We start from the raw sequence: 21,598 nt of genomic DNA, 5'->3' as shown, positions 1-21,598 counted from the left end.
CTACTCTTGTGCCAGCTTCCCCCCTTTATAAGAGGCCGCGCACATGAGTCTTTCCTCTTTCAAAATCGCCCACAAACTGCTCACCGGTTCTGCCGCCATCGAGCAACTGTCCACCGAACTGAGCCGCCTGGATGTCGATAACCCGCTGATCGTCACCGATGCCGCGCTGGTCAAGTCCGGCACCGTGGAACTGGCGTTAGCGCAGCTGGGTGGGCGTGACTACGAGATTTTCGACCGGGTGCTGCCCGACCCGGAAATCGCCATCGTCGAAGACTGCATGCAGGTTTACCGCGAAGGCGGGCACGACGGGCTGATCGGCCTGGGCGGCGGCAGCGCCATCGATATCGCCAAAAGTGTCGCGGCCTACGCCGGTTATCACGGGGCGCTGGAAGACCTGTTCGGTATCGACCAGGTGCCGCGCAAGGGGCCGCCGCTGATCGCCATCCCCACCACGGCCGGCACCGGCTCCGAAGTCACCAATGTGGCGATTCTCTCGGACAAGGTCGCGCAGCTGAAAAAGGGCATTGTCAGCGACTACCTGTTGCCGGATGTAGCGCTGGTCAGCCCGCAAATGACCCTGACTTGCCCGCGCAGTGTCACCGCCGCCAGCGGTGTCGATGCCTTGGTGCACGCCATCGAGTCCTATCTGTCGCTCAACGCCTCGCCCATCACCGACTCCCTGGCCATTGGCGCCATCCGGCTGATCGTCCAGGCGCTGCCCAAGGCCTACGCCAATCCTGCCCACCTCCAGGCCCGCGAAGACATGGCCACCGCCAGCTTGATGGCCGGTATGGCTTTCGGCAACGCCGGGGTCGGCGCGGTGCACGCGTTGGCGTATCCACTGGGCGGGCGCTTCAACATCGGCCATGGCGTCAGCAATGCCTTGCTGCTGCCGTACGTCATGACCTGGAACAAGATGGCCTGTGTCGAGCGCATGCAGGATATCGCCGAGGCCATGGGGGTGAAGACCGCTCATCTGAGTGCAGCCCAGGCTGCCGACAAGGCCGTCGAGGCCATGACCCAGCTTTGCGCCGCGGTGGAGATTCCAGTGGGACTGCGCAGCTTCGGGGTGCCGGAGGAGGCCATTCCGTCCATGGCGGTAGAGGCCGCGGGGATCGAGCGCCTGATGCGCAACAACCCGCGCAAGCTGAGCCCGGGCGACATAGAGAAGATCTATCGCGCGGCTTACTGATCATCGCAGTCACGGTGCGCGCGCCAAAGCATGAGGTATACAATGCGCGCCACCGTGATTCTGCTCAAAAAGGTGCGTCATGCAGCCCTTCGCAATTGCTCCGTCGATCCTCTCCGCCGATTTCGCCCGCCTGGGCGAGGAAGTGGACAATGTTCTCGCCGCTGGCGCCGATATCGTGCACTTCGATGTCATGGACAACCATTACGTACCCAACCTGACCATCGGCCCGATGGTCTGCGCTGCCCTGCGTAAGTACGGCATCACCGCGCCGATCGACGCCCACCTGATGGTGAGCCCGGTGGACCGGATCATCGGCGACTTCATCGAGGCCGGTGCGACCTATATCACCTTCCACCCGGAAGCCACGCTGCACGTCGACCGCTCCCTGCAGATGATCCGCGAAGGCGGCTGCAAGGCCGGCCTGGTATTCAACCCGGCCACCCCGCTGGACGTGCTCAAGTACGTCATGGATAAGGTCGACATGGTCCTGCTGATGAGCGTCAACCCGGGTTTTGGCGGCCAGAAGTTCATTCCGGGCACCCTCGACAAGCTGCGTGAGGCCCGTGCCCTGATCGACGCTTCCGGTCGCGATATCCGCCTGGAAATCGACGGCGGGGTGAATGTGAACAACATCCGCGAAATCGCTGCTGCGGGTGCCGATACCTTCGTGGCGGGCTCGGCGATCTTCAATGCGCCGAACTACCAGGATGTGATCGAGAAGATGCGCGCCGAACTGGCGCTGGCGCGTCCATGAGCGGTTTCGAGCAGCTGTTCCCGGGGCGTCTGCCACGACTGGTGATGTTCGACCTGGATGGCACCCTGGTCGATTCGGTTCCCGACCTCGCGGCGGCCGTGGACGACATGCTGCTCAAACTGGGGCGTCCGCCCGCCGGTATCGAATCGGTGCGTGAGTGGGTCGGCAATGGCGCGCAAATGCTGGTGCGCCGGGCCCTGGCCAACGACATCGCGGCGCAGGGTGTCGACGATGTCGAGGCCGAGCGCGGGCTGGAGCTGTTCAACAGCGCCTATGAGGATGGCCACGAACTGACCGTGGTCTATCCTGGCGTGCGCGACACCCTCAAATGGCTGCACAAGCAGGGCGTCGAAATGGCGCTGATCACCAACAAGCCGGAGCGTTTTGTCGCGCCCCTGCTGGATCAGATGAAGATCGGCCGTTATTTCCGCTGGATCATCGGTGGCGATACCCTGCCACAGAAGAAGCCCGACCCGGCCGCCCTGTTTTTCGTCATGAAAATGGCCAGTATCCCGGCCTCGCAATCGCTGTTCGTCGGTGACTCGCGCAGCGACGTACAGGCGGCGAAAGCTGCGGGTGTGAAGTGCGTGGCATTGAGCTATGGCTACAACCACGGACGGCCGATTGCCGAGGAAATGCCGGCCCTGGTGATCGACGATCTGCGCCAGCTAATTCCCGGTTGCCTGGATCCGGCCGCTGAGATAACGTTGCCCGACGCTGTTCAATCCCCTCCTGGAAACGCCATCGTGGTGGTTACTCGCAAACTCTGGATGAAAGTCATCAAGGCCCTGGCCCGCTGGCGTTGGCGCGCCTGACTTGTTCCTGGCCGGTCTTCCGGCGCGTTTGCATACCTGACTGTCAGAACCTCAAGCCACGAGGCACCCCATGATCCGCGAAGAATTCCTGCGTTTGGCCGCTGCCGGCTACAACCGCATCCCGCTTGCCCGCGAAACCCTGGCCGACTTCGACACGCCGCTGTCGATCTACCTGAAACTGGCCGACCAGCCCAACTCCTACCTCCTGGAGTCGGTGCAGGGCGGCGAGAAGTGGGGCCGTTACTCGATCATCGGCTTGCCCTGCCGCACCGTGCTGCGGGTGCATGACCACCATGTCAGCATCACCGTCGATGGCGTCGAGACCGAAAGTCATGACGTGGCCGATCCGCTGGCGTTCGTCGAAGAATTCAAGGCGCGTTACCAGGTGCCGACCATCGCGGGCCTGCCGCGTTTCAACGGTGGCCTGGTCGGTTATTTCGGCTACGACTGTGTGCGTTATGTGGAGAAGCGTCTGGGCAAGTGCCCGAACCCGGATCCGATTGGCGTACCGGACATTCTGCTGATGGTCTCTGACGCCGTGGTGGTGTTCGATAACCTCGCCGGCAAGATGCACGCCATCGTCCTCGCCGACCCGTCCCAGGACAATGCTTTCGAGCAAGGCCAGGCGCGCCTGCAGGCGTTGCTGGAGAAGCTGCGCCAGCCCACCACCCCACGTCCTGGCCTGGATTTCAGCAAGCAGCAGGCGTCCGACCCGGTGTTCCGCTCCAGTTTCACCCAGGGTGACTACGAGCGTGCCGTCGATACCATCAAGGAGTACATCCTGGCGGGCGACTGCATGCAGGTGGTGCCGTCGCAGCGCATGTCCATCGACTTCAAGGCGGCGCCGATCGACCTGTATCGCGCATTGCGTTGCTTCAACCCGACGCCTTACATGTATTTCTTCAACTTCGGCGACTTCCATGTGGTCGGCAGTTCGCCGGAAGTGCTGGTGCGGGTCGAAGACAACCTGATCACCGTTCGCCCGATCGCCGGTACTCGCCCACGCGGTGCCAACGAAGAGGCGGACCAGGCGCTGGAGAAGGACCTGTTGTCCGACGACAAGGAAATCGCCGAACACCTGATGCTGATCGACCTGGGGCGCAACGACACCGGGCGGGTTTCCGAGATCGGTTCGGTGAAGCTCACCGAGAAGATGGTAATCGAGCGTTATTCCAACGTGATGCACATTGTCTCCAACGTCACGGGCCAGTTGAAGGCCGGACTGACCGCGATGGATGCGCTGCGGGCGATTCTGCCGGCGGGTACCTTGTCCGGCGCGCCGAAGATCCGCGCGATGGAAATCATCGACGAGCTGGAGCCGGTCAAGCGCGGTGTGTATGGCGGGGCCGTGGGTTATTTCGCCTGGAACGGCAACATGGACACCGCCATCGCCATTCGTACGGCGGTGATCAAGGACGGCGAACTGCATGTGCAGGCCGGTGGCGGCATAGTCGCCGACTCGGTGCCGGCGCTGGAATGGGAAGAAACCCTGAACAAGCGTCGCGCCATGTTCCGCGCGGTGGCCTTGGCCGAGCAAACGCCCGATAGCTGAGTCGGGAAACGAGCCATAAAAAAACGCTGCCTCCTCACGGGGGCAGCGTTTTTTATGGCCTGCGGTTTAGAAGTCGAGACTGACCCCGACGTTGATGCCTTGCTGGGTGAAGTCATCGTCCTTGCGGATGTTGTAGCTGGCACGCAGGGCCAGGTCCTGGGTGAGCTTGTGGCTGACCCCGAGGTTCAGGCGGTTCAGGTTGGTCTGCGGGGTATAGCCTTCGAGGGTGTAGTTGTTGTCCGGCAGGCTGTTGAGGGCCATGGTCAGCTTCTGGGTATCGTCCTCGTATTCCTTTTCGTGGGCGATTTCGCCGAACACCTGGGTTTGCTGGGTGATCTGATACTTGCCTTGCAGGCCGATGCCCAAACGCCGTGAGGTGCGTTTCTGGTCATCGAAGGTCAGGGCGGTGGAGTCGCTGCCGTCCTCGGAGTAACCGTCGACCTTGGCCCGCGCGTAGTCGGCGCTGATGAACGGCGACAGGTGCCACGGGCTGCTGGCCTGCTGCGCGATGTCGTAGCCCAGGCGAGCGCTGAAGGCCAGGATGTCGCCGCTGGTGTCGCCTTTTTCCCCGCGCTCGTTGGGGCCCAGGTCGAATTTGCGCTTGAGGTTGTCGTAGTCCAGGTGTCCGGCGGTAGCCGCCGCGTCGGCCCACCAGCGGTTTTGCTGGTACTGGACGAAGGCGGTGCCCAGGTAGGTGTTGAGCTTGTAGTCCGAATCGTTGCTGCCCGCTTCGAGCTTCTGCCGATAGGCGCCGGCCAGCACGCCCACTCGCCAGGCCTCGTCGAGCCGGTAGCTACCACCGATGTTCAGGTTGAAGCCGTTGCCGTCGGCACTGGCGCCGCTGCGCTGGCTGTCGAAGTCCTGATGCTGGCCACCCGCGGCGACAATCGCCCGCCATTGACCCACGCCCTGCCAGTTTTCCCAATCGGCCTGCCATTGGTTGCGCAACTCATCCTGGTGCGCACGCAGGGTGCCCTGGGCCATTTCCGGGAGCAGGGTTATTTCCCAGGGCGCTGCCAGCAGGGAGTAAGCGTAATCGGCGATCAGCCGCTGGCCGGCTTCGGTGGGGTGGACCGAGTCGTTATAGATCAACTTGCTCGGGTCAGGTGTGGCGCTGTGAATGCCATAGCGGGCGTTTTCCGTACAGCCATTGCCGCTGAAGCAGGTGGCGGTGAGATTCTGATCGGTGGCCAGGCCGAACTGTGCCGGGTTGGCGAAGCTTTCCTTCAAGAGCACGGGAATATTGAGGGGAATGACTTCGGCATCGACCGTCTGTAGTTGCCGCACCAACTCGGTGTTGAACTGGGCGCTGAGTTGGGAGGTGAACCCTTGCAACGGGCTGCCGTTGATCGCCGGGGTCAGGCCGATATCCGGCAGCAGCCAGACCATGATGTAGCGGGCGCCGGCCTGTTGCAGGGTCTGCACGCTGTCGACCAGGCGACCAGCTGCTGCATTGGCCTGGTCGAGGCTGGTGACGCGGCCCTGGAGGAAGTCGTTGCCGCCGCCCGACAGGTAGTACAGGGCATTCGGGTCGGCGCGCAAATGGTTGGCCACCAGATAACCCGGGCGGCTACGGCTGCCGGCGGTCGAGGTGGTGGTAATCGAATCGAGAATCTGGTCGGTGCGATAGCCGCCGACCGCCCAGTTGTTGCCGTCAGGCAGGCCTTCGCTGGCGCGGGTGGCCGAGGTCGAGGCGGCGAGCTGGTCGTCCGAGAACCCCAGTTTGGCACCGAGCAATTGGGTCGAGTTGGCGGAACGGAGTTCTCCGCTGCCATCCAGGTAGATAGGCCCTGTGCGGTTGGTAAAGCGCTGGGTGGCTCCAGCGGGACCGCCTGGATCGGCGAATTGCCCGGCATCGCTGAGGCTGTCGCCGAACACGATAAAGCTGGAATAGGGGGAGGGGGCTGCGATCGCTTGAGTGCAGGCTAAAGACAAAAGACTGCTGGCGAGTGGTACGAACAACGTCTTTTTGATCATGAACAAGTCCGTTTTATTTATTGTTGTAGAGAACGAAACGACAGTACCAAAAACTTTTGTGTCTGAGCTATGGCTATAAGCCATATCGCTTGTTTATCCGGGCGCGGGCCCCGCCATATTGCGCCCTCTGCTCAGCTAAGTTACTGTGCCTGAACGTATGAATGAGACCTTCCCCGTGTTGATCGTCAGCAAACTCTTGATGCGAGTTGTTAAGGCACACGCCCGTTGGCGTTGGCGCGCCTAACTTTTCTCTGCCGGCCCGGCCGGACCTGTACCGTTTCGCCTTCTTTACCCCTGTTCGACTCCGCTTGTGCTGGTTGAGTGATTGCAACCCCCGGCGGGCCTGTCAGCGGGCAATCCACTGAAGGCTGTATTAAAAGTCAGTGAATTCAAGAGGTTGTAATCCCCATGTTGCTGATGATCGATAACTACGACTCCTTTACCTATAACGTTGTGCAATACCTTGGCGAGTTGGGTGCCGAGGTCAAGGTGGTGCGCAACGACGAACTGACCGTGGCTGAAATCGAAGCGCTCAACCCTGAGCGGATCGTCGTGTCGCCCGGTCCTTGCACACCGACCGAAGCCGGTGTGTCCATCGAAGCGATCAAGCATTTCGCCGGCAAGCTGCCGATCCTGGGCGTCTGCCTGGGCCACCAGTCCATTGGCCAGGCCTTTGGCGGCGATGTGGTGCGCGCGCGGCAGGTGATGCATGGTAAGACTAGCCCGGTATTTCACCAGGACAAGGGCGTATTCGCCGGTCTGAACCATCCGCTGACCGTGACCCGTTACCATTCCCTGGTAGTCAAGCACGACACCTTGCCGGACTGCCTCGAGCTGACCGCCTGGACCCAGCTGGAAGACGGCTCCGTCGACGAGATCATGGGGCTGCGCCACAAGACACTGAACATCGAGGGTGTGCAGTTTCACCCCGAGTCTATTCTCACCGAGCAGGGCCACGAGCTGTTCGCCAACTTCCTCAAACAGAGCGGCGGCACGCGCTAAGGACTTTCCATGGATATCAAGACTGCCCTGAGCCGTATTGTCGGCCACCTCGATCTGAGCACCGATGAAATGCGCCAGGTCATGCGTGAAATCATGACCGGCCAGTGCACCGACGCACAAATCGGCGCCTTCATGATGGCTATGCGCATGAAGAGCGAAAGCATCGACGAAATCGTCGGCGCTGTTTCGGTCATGCGCGAGCTGGCGGACAAGGTCGAGCTGAAAACCCTCGACGGCGTGGTCGATGTGGTCGGCACCGGCGGTGACGGTGCGAACATCTTCAACGTGTCTACGGCTTCTTCCTTTGTCGTCGCAGCAGCCGGTTGCACGGTGGCCAAGCACGGCAACCGTGCGGTGTCCGGGAAAAGCGGTAGTGCCGACCTGCTCGAATCCGCCGGCATCTATCTGAACCTGACGCCGGTACAGGTTGCCCGCTGCATTGATAACGTCGGCATCGGTTTCATGTTCGCCCAGTCCCATCACGGTGCCATGAAGTACGCCGCTGGCCCGCGCCGCGATCTCGGCCTGCGCACCCTGTTCAACATGCTCGGCCCGCTTACGAATCCGGCCGGTGTGAAACATCAGGTGGTGGGTGTGTTCACTCAGGCGTTGTGCCGGCCATTGGCCGAAGTTTTGCAACGTTTGGGTAGCAAGCACGTGCTGGTAGTGCACTCTCAGGATGGCCTGGATGAATTCAGTATCGCCGCGCCGACCTTTGTCGCTGAACTGAAGGACGATCAGATCACTGAGTATTGGGTGCAGCCCGAAGACCTCGGCATGAAGAGCCAGAGCCTGTTCGGCCTGGTGGTCGAAAGCCCGGCGGCATCGCTTGAGCTGATTCGCGATGCCTTGGGGCGGCGCAAGACCGAGCATGGGCAGAAGGCAGCGGAAATGATTGTGCTCAATGCCGGTGCCGCGCTCTATGCCGCGGACCATGCCAGCAGCCTGAAAGAAGGTGTAGCCCTGGCCCATGACGCTTTGCACACTGGGTTGGCTCGCGAGAAGCTGGAGGAGTTGGGTGCCTTTACCGCGGTATTCAAGCAGGAGAATGAAGGATGAGTGTGCCGACGGTTCTGGAAAAAATCCTCGCCCGCAAGGTCGAGGAAGTGGCTGAGCGTAGCGCACGGGTAAGCCTGGCCGAACTCGAAGGCCTGGCCCGCGCCGCGGATGCGCCGCGCGGCTTTGCCAAGGCGCTGCTCGACCAGGCCAAGCTCAAGCAGCCGGCGGTGATCGCCGAAATCAAGAAAGCCTCGCCGAGCAAAGGCGTGATCCGCGAGCATTTCGTGCCGGCGGAAATCGCCAAGAGCTATGAGAAGGGTGGCGCGACCTGCCTGTCGGTGCTCACCGACGTCGATTATTTCCAGGGCGCCGACGCCTACCTGCAACAGGCGCGCGCCGCCTGTTCGCTGCCGGTGATCCGCAAGGACTTCATGATCGATCCGTACCAGATCGTCGAAGCCCGCGCCTTGGGTGCCGACTGCGTGCTGTTGATTGTGGCGGCGCTGGATGATGCCAGGATGGCCGAACTGGCTGCCGTGGCCAAAGGTGTGGGTCTTGATGTGCTGGTTGAAGTGCATGACGGCGACGAGCTGCAACGCGCCCTGAAAACCCTCGACACGCCGCTGGTGGGCATCAACAACCGCAACCTGCACACCTTCGAGGTCAATCTGGAGACCACCCTCGATCTGTTGCCGCAGATTCCGCGCGATCGTCTTGTGATCACCGAGAGCGGCATCCTCAACCGGGCCGATGTCGAGCTGATGGAAATCAGCGACGTCTACTCCTTTCTGGTGGGCGAGGCCTTTATGCGGGCCGAGAGCCCAGGCCTGGAACTGCAACGCCTGTTCTTCCCGGAGCGTGGCGTGCCGGTGAGCGGTTCGACCCTGGACTGAACCTGAGTTGATGAAGAAGCCGGCGCCGCCGGCTTTTTTATACCTATCGCAAAGGACCTTTACTGTCATGACCCAGCCCCTTTCCCTGACCGTCGAAGCCGGTCTGCAGGCCGAACAGGATCTGCTCGCCCAGGTATGCAGCGGTGACCAGGAGTACGGCCTGTTGTTCTGGCAACCGAGTGACAGGGCGCTGGTGATGCCGCGGCGCTTGAGTCGTTTGCCGGGGTTTGAGCAGGCTTGCGAGGCACTAGCCGCCAGTGGCTGGCCGGTGTTGCTACGGGAAACCGGTGGGGAGCCGGTGCCGCAATCGGCTGCGACGATCAATATCGCGCTGGTCTATGCGCCGCCTCGCAGTGAGGGTGACCAGAACCGGATCGAAACCGGTTATCGCCGTTTGTGCCAGCCGATCTGCGACCTGCTTTCCGAGCTGGGGGGCGAACCCTCCCTGGGTGAAGTCGAGGGCGCTTTCTGCGATGGCCGGTTCAACGTCAATCTCAACGGGCGCAAGATGGTTGGCACCGCCCAGCGTTGGCGTCAGAGCAAGGGTGGGACGCGTCCGGTTGGATTGGTGCATGGCGCGCTGTTGCTGGATGACGAGCGGGAAACCATGGTCGCGGCGGTCAATCGGTTCAACCAGGCCTGTGGCCTGGAGCAGCGTTGCCGTGCCGAGAGCCATATCGCCTTGCATGAGGCGTTCGCCGCGCCGAATGCCATCGAGCGCCTGGATACCCTGTATCGGCAGATGCTGGCGCAGTTCCTGCCGCTCTAGCGGGTGCCGAACACCACCATGGTCTTGCCTTTGACATGGACCAGGTTGCGTTCTTCGAGGTCCTTGAGCACCCGGCCGACCATTTCCCGTGAGCAGCCGACGATTCGCCCGATTTCCTGACGGGTCACCTTGATCTGCATGCCGTCCGGGTGGGTCATGGCATCCGGCTGCTTGCACAGTTCGAGCAGGCAGCGGGCTACGCGCCCGGTGACATCGAAGAACGCCAGGTCGCCGACCTTGCGGGTGGTGTTGCGCAGGCGCTGGGCGATCTGGCCGCTTAGCACATACAGAATGTCCGGGTCCTGTTGAGACAACTCACGGAATTTCGCATAGCTGATCTCCGCGACTTCGCATTCGACCTTGGCGCGTACCCAGGCGCTGCGTTGCTGCTCATGCCCGGCCTGTTCGAACAGGCCCAGCTCGCCGAAAAAATCCCCGGCATTGAGATAGGCGATGATCATTTCCCGACCGTCATCGTCTTCGATCAGGATGGTGACCGAGCCTTTGATGATGAAGAACAGCGTGTCCGACTGGTCACCGGCGCAGATGATGTTGCTCTTGGCCTGATAGCGGCGGCGCTGGCAGTGCATCAACAGCTTGTCGAGGTTCTTGATCTTGGGTGTAGGGGCAAGAGCAACCATGGTTGTATCCCGAAAAGACAGCACGGTGTGATTTGGTTTTTTTATGGGGCGGTCAAGCAGGATCGCCGATAGCTGGCAATGCGCCAGCGATTTGGCGCCAGCTTAACAGACACATCCTTTGGGTAATTAAGAATTTTCCTATCAGAACTGAGTGTGGCACCGGAACAGGCAAAGCGCTGCCGTCCAAGGCCCTGTGCTAAGCTGGCGACCCTTTTTTAGCAGTGGAGTCTTGGCGATGAAGGCACGCATCCAATGGGCTGGCGAAGCCATGTTCCTCGGGGAATCGGGCAGCGGTCATGTGGTGGTAATGGATGGCCCGCCGGAAGCCGGCGGTCGTAACCTGGGCGTGCGCCCGATGGAAATGCTCCTGCTCGGCGTAGGCGGTTGCAGCAACTTCGACGTGGTCAGCATCCTGAAAAAGTCCCGCCAGGCTGTCGAAAGTTGCGAAGCCTTCCTCGACGCCGAGCGTGCGACCGAGGACCCCAAGGTTTTCACCAAGATTCACATGCACTTCGTGGTCAAGGGCCGCGGGTTGAAAGAAGCCCAGGTCAAGCGCGCCATCGAGTTGTCTGCGGAAAAATACTGCTCGGCATCGATCATGCTCGGTGCGGCCGGGGTTGCCATCACTCACGATTACGAAATCGTCGAGCTCGGTTGAGTTTCCATTCAACCATCCTGAATTCGTGGCAAAAGAAAGGGCGCTGAAAAAGCGCCCTTTTTTTGCCTGCGATCTGTATCGATCAGATCCGGTAAGTGCTTTTGGTCATGACCTTGGCCAGCAGGCTCATGCCGAACTTCACCGGCGTGGGGAAGCGGAATCCCCCTGCGTCCAGCGCGCTTTCGGCGTGTTGTTCTTCGTCGATGCGCATCTGCTCGAGAATCGCCCGGGATTTTTCGTCCTCGGCCGGCAATTGCTCAAGGTGCTCGTTGAGGTGTTTGCACACCTGATCTTCAGTGGCAGCCACGAAACCCAGGCTGACCTTGTCGCTGATCAGCCCGGCTACCGCGCCGATGCCGAACGACATGCCGTAAAACAGTGGGTTGAGCACACTGGTGTGGCTACCCAGTTGGTGAATGCGTTGCTCGCACCAGACCAGGTGGTCGATTTCTTCTTCCGCGGCGTGCTCCATGGCGGCGCGCACGTGCGGCAGCTTGGCGGTCAGGGCCTGGCCCTGGTACAGCGCCTGGGCGCAGACTTCGCCGGTATGGTTGATGCGCATCAGGCCGGCGACATGCTTGGTGTCCTCTTCGCTCATCTGCACGTCCGGCTGCACGATGGCAGGGGAAGGGCGATAAGGCTGGCCACTGAAGGGCAGCAAGGTACGCATTGCCGCATCTGCCTGCAGCAGTAGACGGTCAATCGGCGAGTAGTGACGTTGGGTAGTCATGCTTACCTCCGGGAAGAATCACGGCGGCCAGTTTACCCCAATCGATGGGCAGAGGCCTGCGCTGGATCAGCACACTCTCGGCAAACCGGGCGAGAAGTGTGCTGTCGCGCACTTTGGGCGGGGATCAGCCCGGCGGCCAGTGCATCTGGCGCTGACCCAGAACGTGCATGTGAATGTGATACACGGTCTGGCCGCCGAGTTCATTGCAGTTCATGACGACGCGGAAGCCTTCCTCGCAACCCAGTTCCCTGGCCAGGCGCTGGGCGGTGAACAGGATATGTCCGGCCAGCAGCTTGTCGTCTTCGGTCAGGTCATTGAGGGTGCGCACCGGCTTTTTTGGAACTACCAGGAAATGCACGGGGGCCTGTGGGGCGATATCGTGGAAGGCCAGAACCTGGTCGTCCTCGTAGATGATCTTCGCCGGTATTTCCCGGTTGATGATCTTGGTGAACAGAGTATCCACAGCTGTTTCTCCGTTGTGTTGGTCCGGGCTGAGTGTACTCAGGCAAGCCGAGTGCGCCCAGCCTTAGATGATTGCCAGGTCAGCGCGGGCAATAGGCTTTGTTGACGGCGCCGGAAATCTTGCGGGTCAGCCAGCGCGAACCCAGCCGCGGGCTGAACGCGAACCAGCGGTTGCGGCGGCCGGGGATGATAATGGCGCGGTTCTTTTCCAGGGCGCGCACGGTGTACAGCGCGACTTCTTCCGGGCTCATCAGCAGCTTGCTGTCGTTGAGCTTGCTGGTGTTCAACTGGGCGGTATCAAAGAAACCGGTGCGGGTCGGGCCGGGGCAGAGTACCGAAACCTTCACCGCATTGTTTTTCAACTCTTCGCGCAGGCCTTCGGAGAAGTGCAGCACATAGGCCTTGCTGGCGTAGTAGGTGCTCATCCAGGGGCCGGGATAGAAGCCGGCGATCGAGGCGACGTTGAGAATCTGCCCGCCGCCCTGCAAGGCCATGCTGTTGCCCAGGGCATGGCAAAGCCGGGTGAGGGCGAGAATGTTCACTTCGATCAGGTCCTGTTCGGTCATCCAGTCCTGGGCGAGGAACGGCCCGCAGGTGCCGATGCCGGCGCAGTTCACCAGCAGGTCGATCTGCCGGTCGCCTTCCTCCAGCTCCAGCAGAAAGCCCGAAAGCCGCAAAGGCTCGGACAGGTCGCAGGCGCGGAACAGCACCTCGACGCCAAAACGCTGGGTCAACTCGATGGCGATGCTTTCCAGCTGATCACGCTGCCGGGCCACCAGGATCAGGCTGCGGCCACGCCGGGCCAGCGCTTCGGCCAATGCCAGGCCTATGCCGCTGGAGGCGCCGGTGATCAGAGCGTAACGGGTCATGCGGTTCTCCATTGCAACGGTCGGTCGCCTGTGGGGAAAGTCCCAGGCACCGGCGCGTTATTTCAATCCGATAGTCTACAGGTGGCCAGGGCGGGCTTGCTGCTTTCGCTGCTGCCATCCTGGGCGCCTTAGACCGAGCTGAGCCCGCCAATGAAGGACAGCAGCAAAACGATTATCCACAGCGCGGCAAGCCCCTTGACCGCTCCACTGTTTGGCGGAGGCGGCGCGCCGTAACGATTGGCGCCGGTGTTGCCCGGCAGGACCGCCAGCAGCAGCGGAAACACCGCGTACACAAATGGCAGCAAGTTCAACAGCCAGAGCCAGCCCGACCAGCCCAGGTCATGCAGGCGCTGAACGGAAATGGTGATGTTCAGATAGGCGAAGGCCAGTGCTACGACGCCGAGGAAGATCATTCCCGTCACCTGCAGGCCGTTGCCGACCAGAGCCGCGGTCAGGAAGCCGCCGACGAGGGTAGTCAGCAGGATCAGCACGAGGGTCCAGGCGAGATAGCGCAGGCGCCCGATGCGGCCATCGACGGTATAGAACTTCAACTCGCCAAACTCGGGAAGGGGATCACCCACTGTGGCTTGAGGCGGGGTATAGGGCGAAGTGTCCGCGCCGGCCATGGGTTCTGGCGCTGGTGTCGGTGTCGGGCGTTGCCAGTCACTTGTCGCGGTGGGGCCTGCTTGAGGCAAGTCCACCGAAAGCGAAGGGGCTGGCGCCGGGGGAGCAGGTTGAGGTGTCGGTTGGCTGGCGCCTGGGGCAAGATCCGGTTCTACGCGTGGGGCGATACCGGCCTGGTTCAGCGCGGCGAGATAAATATCCGCATCCAGCTGGGAGAGGTCGCGCTTGAGGGTAATGTTTTGCCCCTTGAACAGAGGCTCGATCGCGGCGATATCGCTTTTGAACAGCTTGGCGATTTTCTGCTTGGCATGTTCGATGTCGACACCCGGAAGCAGAGCTCCGTCAAATACGATCTTGAAACGGTTTTCGCTCATGCAGGGCTTCCTTGTCGGCTTTATAGAGAGGGCTTTCGCAGGGCGATAGTTTAAGGCCAGCTGTCCGTTGCTGGCCAAAAAACATCAGCGATTCAGCGTGGCCAGCGTTGCGGCAGCCGAGCGGCCAGTTCCTGTGCGGCACGGTATTCGGCGTCCAGGCGGGCGACCAGTTGATCGACACTCGGCAAGTCATCGATTTCGCCGACGCCTTGTCCGGCGGACCACACGGTTTTCCAGGCTTTGGCTTCGTCGCTGAGCGGCTTGAGTTTCGAGCCGAAGTTGACTTCGCCTTTACCCTGCAGGGCGGCAAGGTCGAAGCCGGCGTTTTCCAGGCTTTGGCGCATGAAGCTTGCCGGAACCCCGGAGACCGCCGCGGTGTGCACGATGTCGGCGGCCTTGGCGCTCAGCAGCATCTCTTTATAGGCTTCCGGCGCGTGGCTTTCCGTGGTGCCGATAAAGCGCGTGCCGAAGTAGGCGAGGTCGGCACCAAGCAACTGTGCGGCGAGTATCTCGTGGCCATGGTTCAGGCAGCCAGCCAGCAGCAGCGTCTTGTCGAAGAACTGGCGAATTTCGGCGATCAGGGAGAACGGGCTCCAGGTCCCGGCGTGACCACCGGCGCCGGCGGCTACGGCGATCAGGCCGTCGACCCCGGCCTCGGCAGCTTTTTCCGCGTGGCGTCGGGTGGTGACGTCATGGAAGACCAGGCCTCCATAAGCATGCACCGCATCGACCAACTCCTTCACCGCCCCGAGGCTGGTGATGACGATAGGCACCTTGTGTTCGATGCAGATCGCCAGGTCGGCGTTCAAGCGTGGGTTGCTGTGATGCACGATCAGGTTGACGGCATAGGGTGCGGGGTTTTCCAGGGTCGCAAGGCCTGCTTCGATTTCTTCCAGCCAGGCCTTGAAGCCACTGCTTTCACGCTGGTTGAGGGCAGGGAAACTGCCCACTACACCGTTGCGGCAGCACGCCAGAACCAGTTGTGGGTTGGAAATCAGGAACATCGGCGCCGCCACGACAGGCAAGCGCAAGCGTTGTTCGAGCAGAGCGGGCAGCGACATTGGAAGTACCCCGAATAATGAACGGCTAGTAGGAATTAGAACGGCCGGACGACGACCAGAATTACGATAGCCAGCAATACCAGAACTGGCACTTCATTGAACCAGCGGTAAAAGACATGGCTGCGGGTGTTTTCGCCACGGGCAAAACGTTTCACCTGGGCGCCGCACATGTGGTGGTAGCCAATCAGGATGGCTACCAGGGCCAGCTTGGCATGCATCCAGCCACCCTGGCCGAAGTAGGCGCTGGGGTTCAGGCTCAGCAGCCAGATACCGAAAACCAGCGTGGCGATCATCGCCGGCCCCATGATCCCGCGGTACAGCTTGCGCTCCATGATACTGAAGCGTTCCTTGCTGATCGTGTCTTCGCTTTGAGCGTGATAAACGAACAGGCGTGGCAGGTAGAACAGACCGGCAAACCAGCAGACCAGACTGACGATGTGAAAGGCTTTGAGCCACAGATAGAGCATTTAGGTTATTCCCAGGTTCACGGTAGCGCAGATAGTAGAGGCAGGAGCGTCCGCACGTCACCTTGACGGTTGTCGCAGGGTCTTTCGGCCCCTATCATCGACGGCTTTCCAGTGGGTTCGTTGAGGGCAGGTTTATGGTCAAGGTCGGTATCGTCGGCGGCACGGGTTACACCGGTGTCGAACTGCTGCGTCTGTTGGCACAGCATCCGCAGGCTGAAGTGGTAGTCATCACTTCCCGATCCGAGGCAGGCCTTGCCGTTGCCGATATGTACCCGAACCTGCGAGGCCACTATGACGGCCTGGCATTCAGCGTTCCGGACATCAAGACCCTCGGTGCCTGCGATGTGGTGTTCTTCGCGACGCCGCACGGCGTTGCCCACGCCCTGGCGGGTGAGCTGCTGGCTGCGGGTACCAAGGTCATCGACCTGTCGGCGGATTTCCGTCTGCAGGACGCCGATGAGTGGGCCAAGTGGTACGGCCAGCCCCACGGCGCCCCTGAATTGCTCGACGAAGCCGTCTATGGCCTGCCTGAAGTCAATCGCGAGCAGATCAAGCAGGCGCGTCTGATCGCTGTTCCGGGTTGCTATCCGACCGCTACCCAACTCGGCTTTCTGCCATTGCTGGAAGCTGGGCTGGCCGATACTTCGCGGCTGATCGCCGACTGCAAGTCGGGTGTCAGTGGCGCCGGCCGGGGGGCCAGCGTTGGCTCCCTGTACTCCGAGACCTCGGAAAGCATGAAGGCCTATGCGGTCAAGGGGCATCGTCACCTGCCGGAGATTCGCCAGGGGCTGCGCCGTGCGGCGGGCAAGGATGTCGGCCTGACGTTCGTGCCGCACCTGACGCCGATGATCCGCGGCATTCACTCGACGCTCTATTCCACTGTCGTGGACAAGTTTGTGGACCTGCAGGCGCTGTTTGAGAAACGTTATGCCAACGAGCCGTTCGTGGATGTGATGCCGGCGGGCAGCCATCCGGAAACCCGCAGCGTGCGAGGCGCCAACGTCTGCCGGATTGCCGTGCACCGTCCGCAGGATGGCGATCTGGTGGTCGTGTTGTCGGTGATCGACAACCTGGTCAAAGGTGCTTCGGGCCAGGCCGTACAGAACCTGAACATCCTGTTCGGTCTGGACGAGCGCCTGGGCCTGTCCCACGCCGGCATGCTGCCTTAAGGCGTCTGCCTGCTTCAGCAAAAGGCCCGTTACGGGCCTTTTTGCATTCTGCGGTGAGCCTCGGGCTTATTGATATATCGTAACAATAGTTGACCGCTTTTCTGGGAGAAGCGGATAATGCGCGTCATCACGCATTATGGCGGCGTAACGCCGGGAGATAGTCAGCATGAGCGTCGAATCCTTCACCCCCACGGCTTTGCAATTCACCCACGGTGCCGCGCACAAGGTGAAGAGCCTGGTCGATGAAGAGGGTAATGATCGCTTGAAGCTGCGCGTATTCGTTACGGGCGGCGGTTGTTCAGGGTTTCAGTACGGCTTCACTTTCGATGAAGAAGTCGCGGATGACGACACCATCGTCGAGCGCGAAGGCGTCAGCCTGGTGGTCGATCCGATGAGTTTCCAGTACCTGGCGGGTGCCGAGGTGGATTATCAGGAAGGTCTGGAAGGTTCGCGCTTCGTGATCAAGAACCCGAATGCCACGACCACCTGCGGTTGCGGTTCTTCATTCTCGATCTGATCGCTGGTCAAGGTTTTATCAGGCGCCGCAGGGCTTTCGGGCTCTGCGGCGTTTTGCTGTCTGGCGATCAGGCGGGGTAGATCGCGCCCAATACACGCAGGCCGCGGGCGCCCGTGACGCTTGGGCGGTTGGCGGCGATGCCTTCGAGGCAGCAGTGGGCCAGCCAGGCGAACGCCATGGCTTCAACCCAGTCCGGATCGACGCCATGGGTGGCGGTACTGCTGACCTTGGTATTGGGCAGCAGGCTGGACAGGCGATTCATCAAGGCCGAGTTGTGGGCGCCGCCGCCGCAGACTAGCAGTTCCTGGGTATCGGTCTGCGCGGCTTGCAGCGACTCGACGATGGTCAGTGCTGTCAGCTCCAGGAGCGTTGCCTGTACGTTTTCGGGGGCAAAGGCCGGCAAACGAGCCAGATGCCCCTGTAGCCATTCCAGGTTGAACACCTCGCGGCCAGTACTCTTCGGGCCTTGAGTGGCAAAGAACGGGTCGCTGAGCAGCGCGTTCAGCAGCATCGGCTCAACATGACCACTGGCGGCCCACTGGCCGTCGCGATCGTAGTTCTCGCCACGTTGGGCATTGATCCAGGCGTCCAGCAGAACGTTGCCCGGGCCGCAATCGAAGCCTGCAACCGGCTTGTCGCTCTCGATCAGGCTCAGGTTGCTGAAGCCGCCGACGTTCAAGACTGCGCGCTTGCCGGCACTTCGATCAAAGAGCGCCTCATGAAAGGCCGGCACCAGTGGGGCGCCCTGGCCGCCAGCGGCGACGTCGCGGCTGCGGAAGTCGCTGACCACAGTGATTCCAGTGAGCTCTGTCAGCAGGGCCGGGTTGCCGATCTGGACCGTGAAACCGCGGGCTGGCTCATGACGGATGGTCTGGCCATGACTACCAATAGCGCGAATATCTGCGGGTTTCAGCTGTTGTTGAGCAAGGAGGCTATGAATGCCCTGGGCGGCCAGCTTCACCCAGTTCTGTTGGGCGATGGCAGAGCGGGCGATTTCATCGGGGCCGCTGGCGCACAAGCCAAGCAGCTCGGCGCGCAGGGATTCGGGCATGGGGATGTAATGCGTGGCGATCAGCCTGATCGCCGGGGTTTGCTCGATGAGTGCGATATCCAGGCCATCAAGGCTGGTCCCGGACATCACACCTATATAGAGCGCCATGCTTAACGCTTGTTCGAAGCGAGCAGGGTGGCTTTTTCCTGATCCATCCGCGCCATCAGCGGCTGGCTTTGTTGCAGGAAACGCGCGCGTTCCGCTTTGGCAATCGGGTCAGCCATCGGCAGCTTCTGGCCCAGTGGGTCGACGTGAACGCCATTGACCTGGAACTCGTAATGCAAGTGCGGGCCCGTGGAAAGCCCGGTGGTGCCAATGTAGCCGATCACCTGGCCCTGCTTGACGGTTCCGCCGGTCTTGACGCCTTTGGCGAAGCCTTGCATATGGCCGTACAGCGTACGGTAGGCGTTACCGTGCTGGATGATCACGGTGTTGCCGTATCCGCCACGACGCCCGGCCAGAAGCACCTTGCCATCGCCGGCAGCCTTGATTGGCGTGCCGCGAGGGGCTGCGTAGTCGACGCCTTTGTGAGCGCGGATCTTGTTCAGGATCGGGTGTTTGCGGCCCATGGAGAAGCGCGAGCTGATACGTGCGAAGTCCACTGGCGTACGGATAAAGGCCTTGCGCATGCTATTGCCGTCAGCGGTGTAATAACTGCTCATGCCTTGTTTGTTGGTGTAACGCACCGCGGTGTAGGTCTTGCCACGGTTGGTGAAACGCGCAGAGAGAATGTTGCGGGAGCCCACGGCTTTGCCATTGACGACGGTCTGCTCGTAGATCACGTCGAACTCGTCGCCCGGGCGAATATCCTGGGCAAAGTCGATGTCGTAGCCAAAGACGTTGGCCATGTCCATCGTCAGGCTGTGAGAGAGGCCGGCACGGGCTGCGGATTGCGACAGCGAGCTGTTGATCACGCCATGAACATAGGCCGTGCGCACCATGGGCTTGGCGGTGATACGGCTGAAGGCGAAGCCTTTTGGCCCTTTGGTCAGGGTGATGCTTTCCAGGTCGTTGACCTTGCTGTGCAAGTTGTTCAACTGGCCGTCCGGGCCCAGTTCAAACTCAAGTTTCTGGCCGCGCTTCAACTGGGTGAACTGCTTGGCCTGCTTGTCGCTGGCCAACACTTCGTGCACCGAGGTGGCTGGCAGGCCGACCTTCTCGAATAGCGTGGAAAGGGTGTCGCCCTTGGCAACAATGACTTCCCTGTGATTAGCCGTCTTCTTTTCTTCTGCTAGGGCTGGAGCAGGCTGTTCTTGAGCGGTTTCAGCGGTCTTTGCGGTGTCTTCGGGGCTGTTTTCGATTTGCGCGAACGGGGACGGTACGGCTTCATTTGTGGCTTGTACGGCGTCTGCAGCGTCTTGATCTTGTGTCAGTTGCTCGGCTGGGCTTTCCAGATCAAGACTCAAAGTTGTTCTTTTGGCTTCTACATCACTGGAAGGGAATACCAGGAGCGCCAGGCTGAGGAGGGCGGCGATGCCACTTGCGGCGAGCAGGTGGGTCTTCGGATAAAGCGGCGGGGCTTTAGGCGGTTCTGTGGTCATAGGTAATTTTGACTTTGAAAAAGATGAATTGGAAAAGATGAATGACATGATGAAGATGAAATAACTGTATAAAATATAACCAAATCATCTGTTAAGCAAGCCTGCGGACGTCCTGTTCGCGGAAAGCCATCCATACGCCGGGCAAAACTTGTAATTGGGCGCTGATCTTGTATGGTTGGTTCCCTTTGAATCTGAGCCTTGCGGGTCTGTTATGAAGTCGGTTGAAGAGCAGCTAGCGCTGATCAAACGTGGTGCGGAAGAGTTGTTGGTCGAGTCCGAGCTGATCGAAAAGCTCAAGCGCGGCCAGCCGCTGCGTATTAAGGCTGGCTTCGACCCGACGGCGCCGGATTTGCACCTGGGTCACACCGTGCTTATTAATAAGCTGCGCCAGTTCCAGGATCTGGGTCACCAGGTGATCTTCCTGATCGGCGATTTCACCGGGATGATCGGTGATCCGAGCGGCAAGAGTGCAACCCGCCCGCCACTGACTCGCGAGCAGGTCCTCGAGAATGCCGAGACCTACAAGAGTCAGGTGTTCAAGATTCTCGATCCGGCGAAAACCGAGGTGGCCTTCAACTCCACCTGGATGGACAAGATGGGGCCTGCGGACTTCATTCGCCTGACTTCCCAGTACACCGTTGCTCGCATGCTCGAGCGTGACGATTTCGACAAGCGCTATTCCACCAATCAGCCCATTGCCATTCACGAGTTCCTCTATCCGCTGGTTCAGGGTTATGACTCGGTGGCGCTGCGTGCCGATGTGGAATTGGGCGGTACCGATCAGAAGTTCAACCTGTTGATGGGCCGTGAGCTGCAGCGCGGTTATGGTCAGGAAGCTCAGTGCATTCTGACGATGCCATTGCTCGAGGGGTTGGACGGCGTCAAGAAGATGTCCAAGTCGCTGGGTAACTATGTGGGTATCCAGGAAGCGCCAGGTGTCATGTACAGCAAGCTGGTTTCCATTCCGGATGCCTTGATGTGGCGTTACTTCGAGTTGCTGAGCTTCTGCTCCATGGAGGAGATCCTTTCCTTTAAGGCGGATGTCGATGCAGGTGCGAATCCGCGGGATATCAAGATCAAGCTGGCTGAAGAGATCGTTGCGCGCTTCCATGGTGAAGAGGCTGCGGCGAATGCTCATCGTGCGGCGGGTAACCGTATGAAGGATGGTGAGCTGCCGGATGACCTGCCTGAGATCGAGCTGGCTGCTGCTGAAGACATGCCGATCGCGGCTGTCCTTAATAAGGCCGGCTTGGTAAAGAATTCGGCGATGGCGCGTGACCTGCTTGGCTCAGGTGGGGTGCGTGTGGATGGTGAGGTGGTTGAGCGTTCCTTTATATGGGCGATCGGCTCGACTCATGTTTGCCAGGCCGGAAAGAAGGCTTTTGCACGTATTACGCTTAAATCCGAATAAAACTGAAAATAGGTGTTGACGGCGAATCATATCTCTCTATAATTCGCCCCACTTCCGGCGCAGTCGAAAC

General features: G+C 60.7%; 22 protein-coding genes. 12 read left to right on the top strand and 10 right to left on the bottom strand.

The window, feature by feature from the left end:
* The first annotated feature begins 43 nt into the window (after positions 1 to 43).
* The 4 genes from J4D28_RS16105 (at position 44) to trpE (ending at position 4,313) form a co-directional block, all read left to right on the top strand.
* Positions 44 to 1,192, top strand: coding sequence for an iron-containing alcohol dehydrogenase (locus J4D28_RS16105; protein ID WP_009051148.1), 1,149 nt, complete (start codon positions 44 to 46; stop codon positions 1,190 to 1,192).
* Between the two features lie 79 nt (positions 1,193 to 1,271).
* The gene (gene rpe, locus J4D28_RS16100) at positions 1,272 to 1,946 is read left to right on the top strand and encodes a ribulose-phosphate 3-epimerase (RefSeq protein WP_009051147.1); all 675 of its coding nucleotides are present in this window, start codon (positions 1,272 to 1,274) and stop codon (positions 1,944 to 1,946) included.
* Positions 1,943 to 2,761: a phosphoglycolate phosphatase gene (locus J4D28_RS16095; RefSeq protein WP_009051146.1), complete on the top strand. Its 819-nt coding sequence runs from the start codon at positions 1,943 to 1,945 to the stop codon at positions 2,759 to 2,761. The genes rpe and J4D28_RS16095 overlap by 4 nt, the downstream gene beginning before the upstream one ends.
* Before the next feature lie 70 nt (positions 2,762 to 2,831).
* On the top strand, positions 2,832 to 4,313 hold the full coding sequence (gene trpE / locus J4D28_RS16090; protein WP_009051145.1) for an anthranilate synthase component I: 1,482 nt from the start codon (positions 2,832 to 2,834) through the stop codon (positions 4,311 to 4,313).
* Positions 4,314 to 4,379: 66 nt separating this feature from the next.
* Here the strand turns inward: trpE and estP are convergent, their stop codons facing one another.
* Positions 4,380 to 6,290: an esterase EstP gene (estP, locus tag J4D28_RS16085; protein WP_207246430.1), complete on the bottom strand. Its 1,911-nt coding sequence runs from the start codon at positions 6,288 to 6,290 to the stop codon at positions 4,380 to 4,382.
* A 408-nt stretch (positions 6,291 to 6,698) separates the two neighbouring features.
* Between estP and J4D28_RS16080 the strand changes: the two genes are divergently transcribed.
* From J4D28_RS16080 to J4D28_RS16065, 4 genes are all read left to right on the top strand, one after another.
* Entirely contained in the window at positions 6,699 to 7,292 is a 594-nt protein-coding gene (locus J4D28_RS16080) for an aminodeoxychorismate/anthranilate synthase component II (RefSeq protein ID WP_007930170.1), read from the top strand.
* 9 nt (positions 7,293 to 7,301) lie between these two features.
* On the top strand, positions 7,302 to 8,351 hold the full coding sequence (trpD, locus tag J4D28_RS16075; RefSeq protein ID WP_009051142.1) for an anthranilate phosphoribosyltransferase: 1,050 nt from the start codon (positions 7,302 to 7,304) through the stop codon (positions 8,349 to 8,351).
* Positions 8,348 to 9,184, top strand: coding sequence for an indole-3-glycerol phosphate synthase TrpC (gene trpC, locus J4D28_RS16070; RefSeq protein WP_009051141.1), 837 nt, complete (start codon positions 8,348 to 8,350; stop codon positions 9,182 to 9,184). The genes trpD and trpC overlap by 4 nt, the downstream gene beginning before the upstream one ends.
* Positions 9,185 to 9,251: 67 nt before the next feature.
* Positions 9,252 to 9,953, top strand: a complete 702-nt coding sequence (locus J4D28_RS16065) for a lipoyl protein ligase domain-containing protein (RefSeq protein WP_028683513.1) — start codon at positions 9,252 to 9,254, stop codon at positions 9,951 to 9,953.
* Here the strand turns inward: J4D28_RS16065 and crp are convergent.
* Entirely contained in the window at positions 9,950 to 10,594 is a 645-nt protein-coding gene (gene crp / locus J4D28_RS16060) for a cAMP-activated global transcriptional regulator CRP (protein WP_009051139.1), read from the bottom strand. The genes J4D28_RS16065 and crp overlap by 4 nt on opposite strands.
* 235 nt (positions 10,595 to 10,829) lie before the next feature.
* On the opposite strand from crp, the gene J4D28_RS16055 reads away from it, so the two are divergent.
* Positions 10,830 to 11,252 carry an OsmC family protein gene (locus tag J4D28_RS16055; protein ID WP_009045862.1) on the top strand — a complete coding sequence of 141 codons (423 nt, stop codon included), beginning with the start codon at positions 10,830 to 10,832 and terminating at the stop codon, positions 11,250 to 11,252.
* Between the two features lie 82 nt (positions 11,253 to 11,334).
* Here J4D28_RS16055 and coq7 read toward each other — a convergent pair whose 3' ends face one another.
* The 6 genes from coq7 to hemJ form a co-directional block, all read right to left on the bottom strand.
* Positions 11,335 to 11,982 carry a 2-polyprenyl-3-methyl-6-methoxy-1,4-benzoquinone monooxygenase gene (gene coq7 / locus J4D28_RS16050; protein WP_016702772.1) on the bottom strand — a complete coding sequence of 216 codons (648 nt, stop codon included), beginning with the start codon at positions 11,980 to 11,982 and terminating at the stop codon, positions 11,335 to 11,337.
* Between the two features lie 124 nt (positions 11,983 to 12,106).
* A complete protein-coding gene (locus tag J4D28_RS16045; protein ID WP_007930180.1) occupies positions 12,107 to 12,445 on the bottom strand; it encodes a histidine triad nucleotide-binding protein in 339 nt (112 codons plus the stop codon).
* Between the two features lie 79 nt (positions 12,446 to 12,524).
* On the bottom strand, positions 12,525 to 13,313 hold the full coding sequence (locus J4D28_RS16040) for an SDR family oxidoreductase (protein WP_009051137.1): 789 nt from the start codon (positions 13,311 to 13,313) through the stop codon (positions 12,525 to 12,527).
* 128 nt (positions 13,314 to 13,441) lie between these two features.
* Positions 13,442 to 14,311 (bottom strand): DUF805 domain-containing protein, encoded by an 870-nt coding sequence (locus J4D28_RS16035; RefSeq protein ID WP_009051136.1) that lies wholly within the window; start codon positions 14,309 to 14,311, stop codon positions 13,442 to 13,444.
* A gap of 92 nt (positions 14,312 to 14,403) precedes the next feature.
* A complete protein-coding gene (locus J4D28_RS16030) occupies positions 14,404 to 15,372 on the bottom strand; it encodes a nitronate monooxygenase family protein (protein WP_009051135.1) in 969 nt (322 codons plus the stop codon).
* A gap of 35 nt (positions 15,373 to 15,407) precedes the next feature.
* Positions 15,408 to 15,839, bottom strand: coding sequence for a protoporphyrinogen oxidase HemJ (hemJ, locus tag J4D28_RS16025; RefSeq protein ID WP_009051134.1), 432 nt, complete (start codon positions 15,837 to 15,839; stop codon positions 15,408 to 15,410).
* Between the two features lie 134 nt (positions 15,840 to 15,973).
* Between hemJ and argC the strand changes: the two genes are divergently transcribed.
* Both argC and erpA read left to right on the top strand, forming a co-directional pair.
* A complete protein-coding gene (argC, locus tag J4D28_RS16020; RefSeq protein WP_103331916.1) occupies positions 15,974 to 17,008 on the top strand; it encodes an N-acetyl-gamma-glutamyl-phosphate reductase in 1,035 nt (344 codons plus the stop codon).
* A gap of 166 nt (positions 17,009 to 17,174) precedes the next feature.
* On the top strand, positions 17,175 to 17,525 hold the full coding sequence (erpA, locus tag J4D28_RS16015; protein ID WP_007906865.1) for an iron-sulfur cluster insertion protein ErpA: 351 nt from the start codon (positions 17,175 to 17,177) through the stop codon (positions 17,523 to 17,525).
* A gap of 67 nt (positions 17,526 to 17,592) precedes the next feature.
* Here the strand turns inward: erpA and J4D28_RS16010 are convergent, their stop codons facing one another.
* Both J4D28_RS16010 and J4D28_RS16005 read right to left on the bottom strand, forming a co-directional pair.
* Entirely contained in the window at positions 17,593 to 18,684 is a 1,092-nt protein-coding gene (locus tag J4D28_RS16010; protein WP_009051132.1) for an anhydro-N-acetylmuramic acid kinase, read from the bottom strand.
* 2 nt (positions 18,685 to 18,686) lie between these two features.
* On the bottom strand, positions 18,687 to 20,117 hold the full coding sequence (locus J4D28_RS16005; protein WP_009051131.1) for a peptidoglycan DD-metalloendopeptidase family protein: 1,431 nt from the start codon (positions 20,115 to 20,117) through the stop codon (positions 18,687 to 18,689).
* A 211-nt stretch (positions 20,118 to 20,328) separates the two neighbouring features.
* Between J4D28_RS16005 and tyrS the strand changes: the two genes are divergently transcribed.
* On the top strand, positions 20,329 to 21,528 hold the full coding sequence (gene tyrS / locus J4D28_RS16000) for a tyrosine--tRNA ligase (RefSeq protein ID WP_103331915.1): 1,200 nt from the start codon (positions 20,329 to 20,331) through the stop codon (positions 21,526 to 21,528).
* Positions 21,529 to 21,598 lie beyond the last annotated feature (70 nt).

The organism is Pseudomonas sp. GW531-T4 (assembly GCF_017349615.1).
GTDB classification, from domain to species: Bacteria; Pseudomonadota; Gammaproteobacteria; order Pseudomonadales; family Pseudomonadaceae; genus Aquipseudomonas; species Aquipseudomonas chlororaphis_I.
Note: the sequence above shows the minus strand (reverse complement) of the source record. Positions and strands in the feature narration are given on the sequence as shown.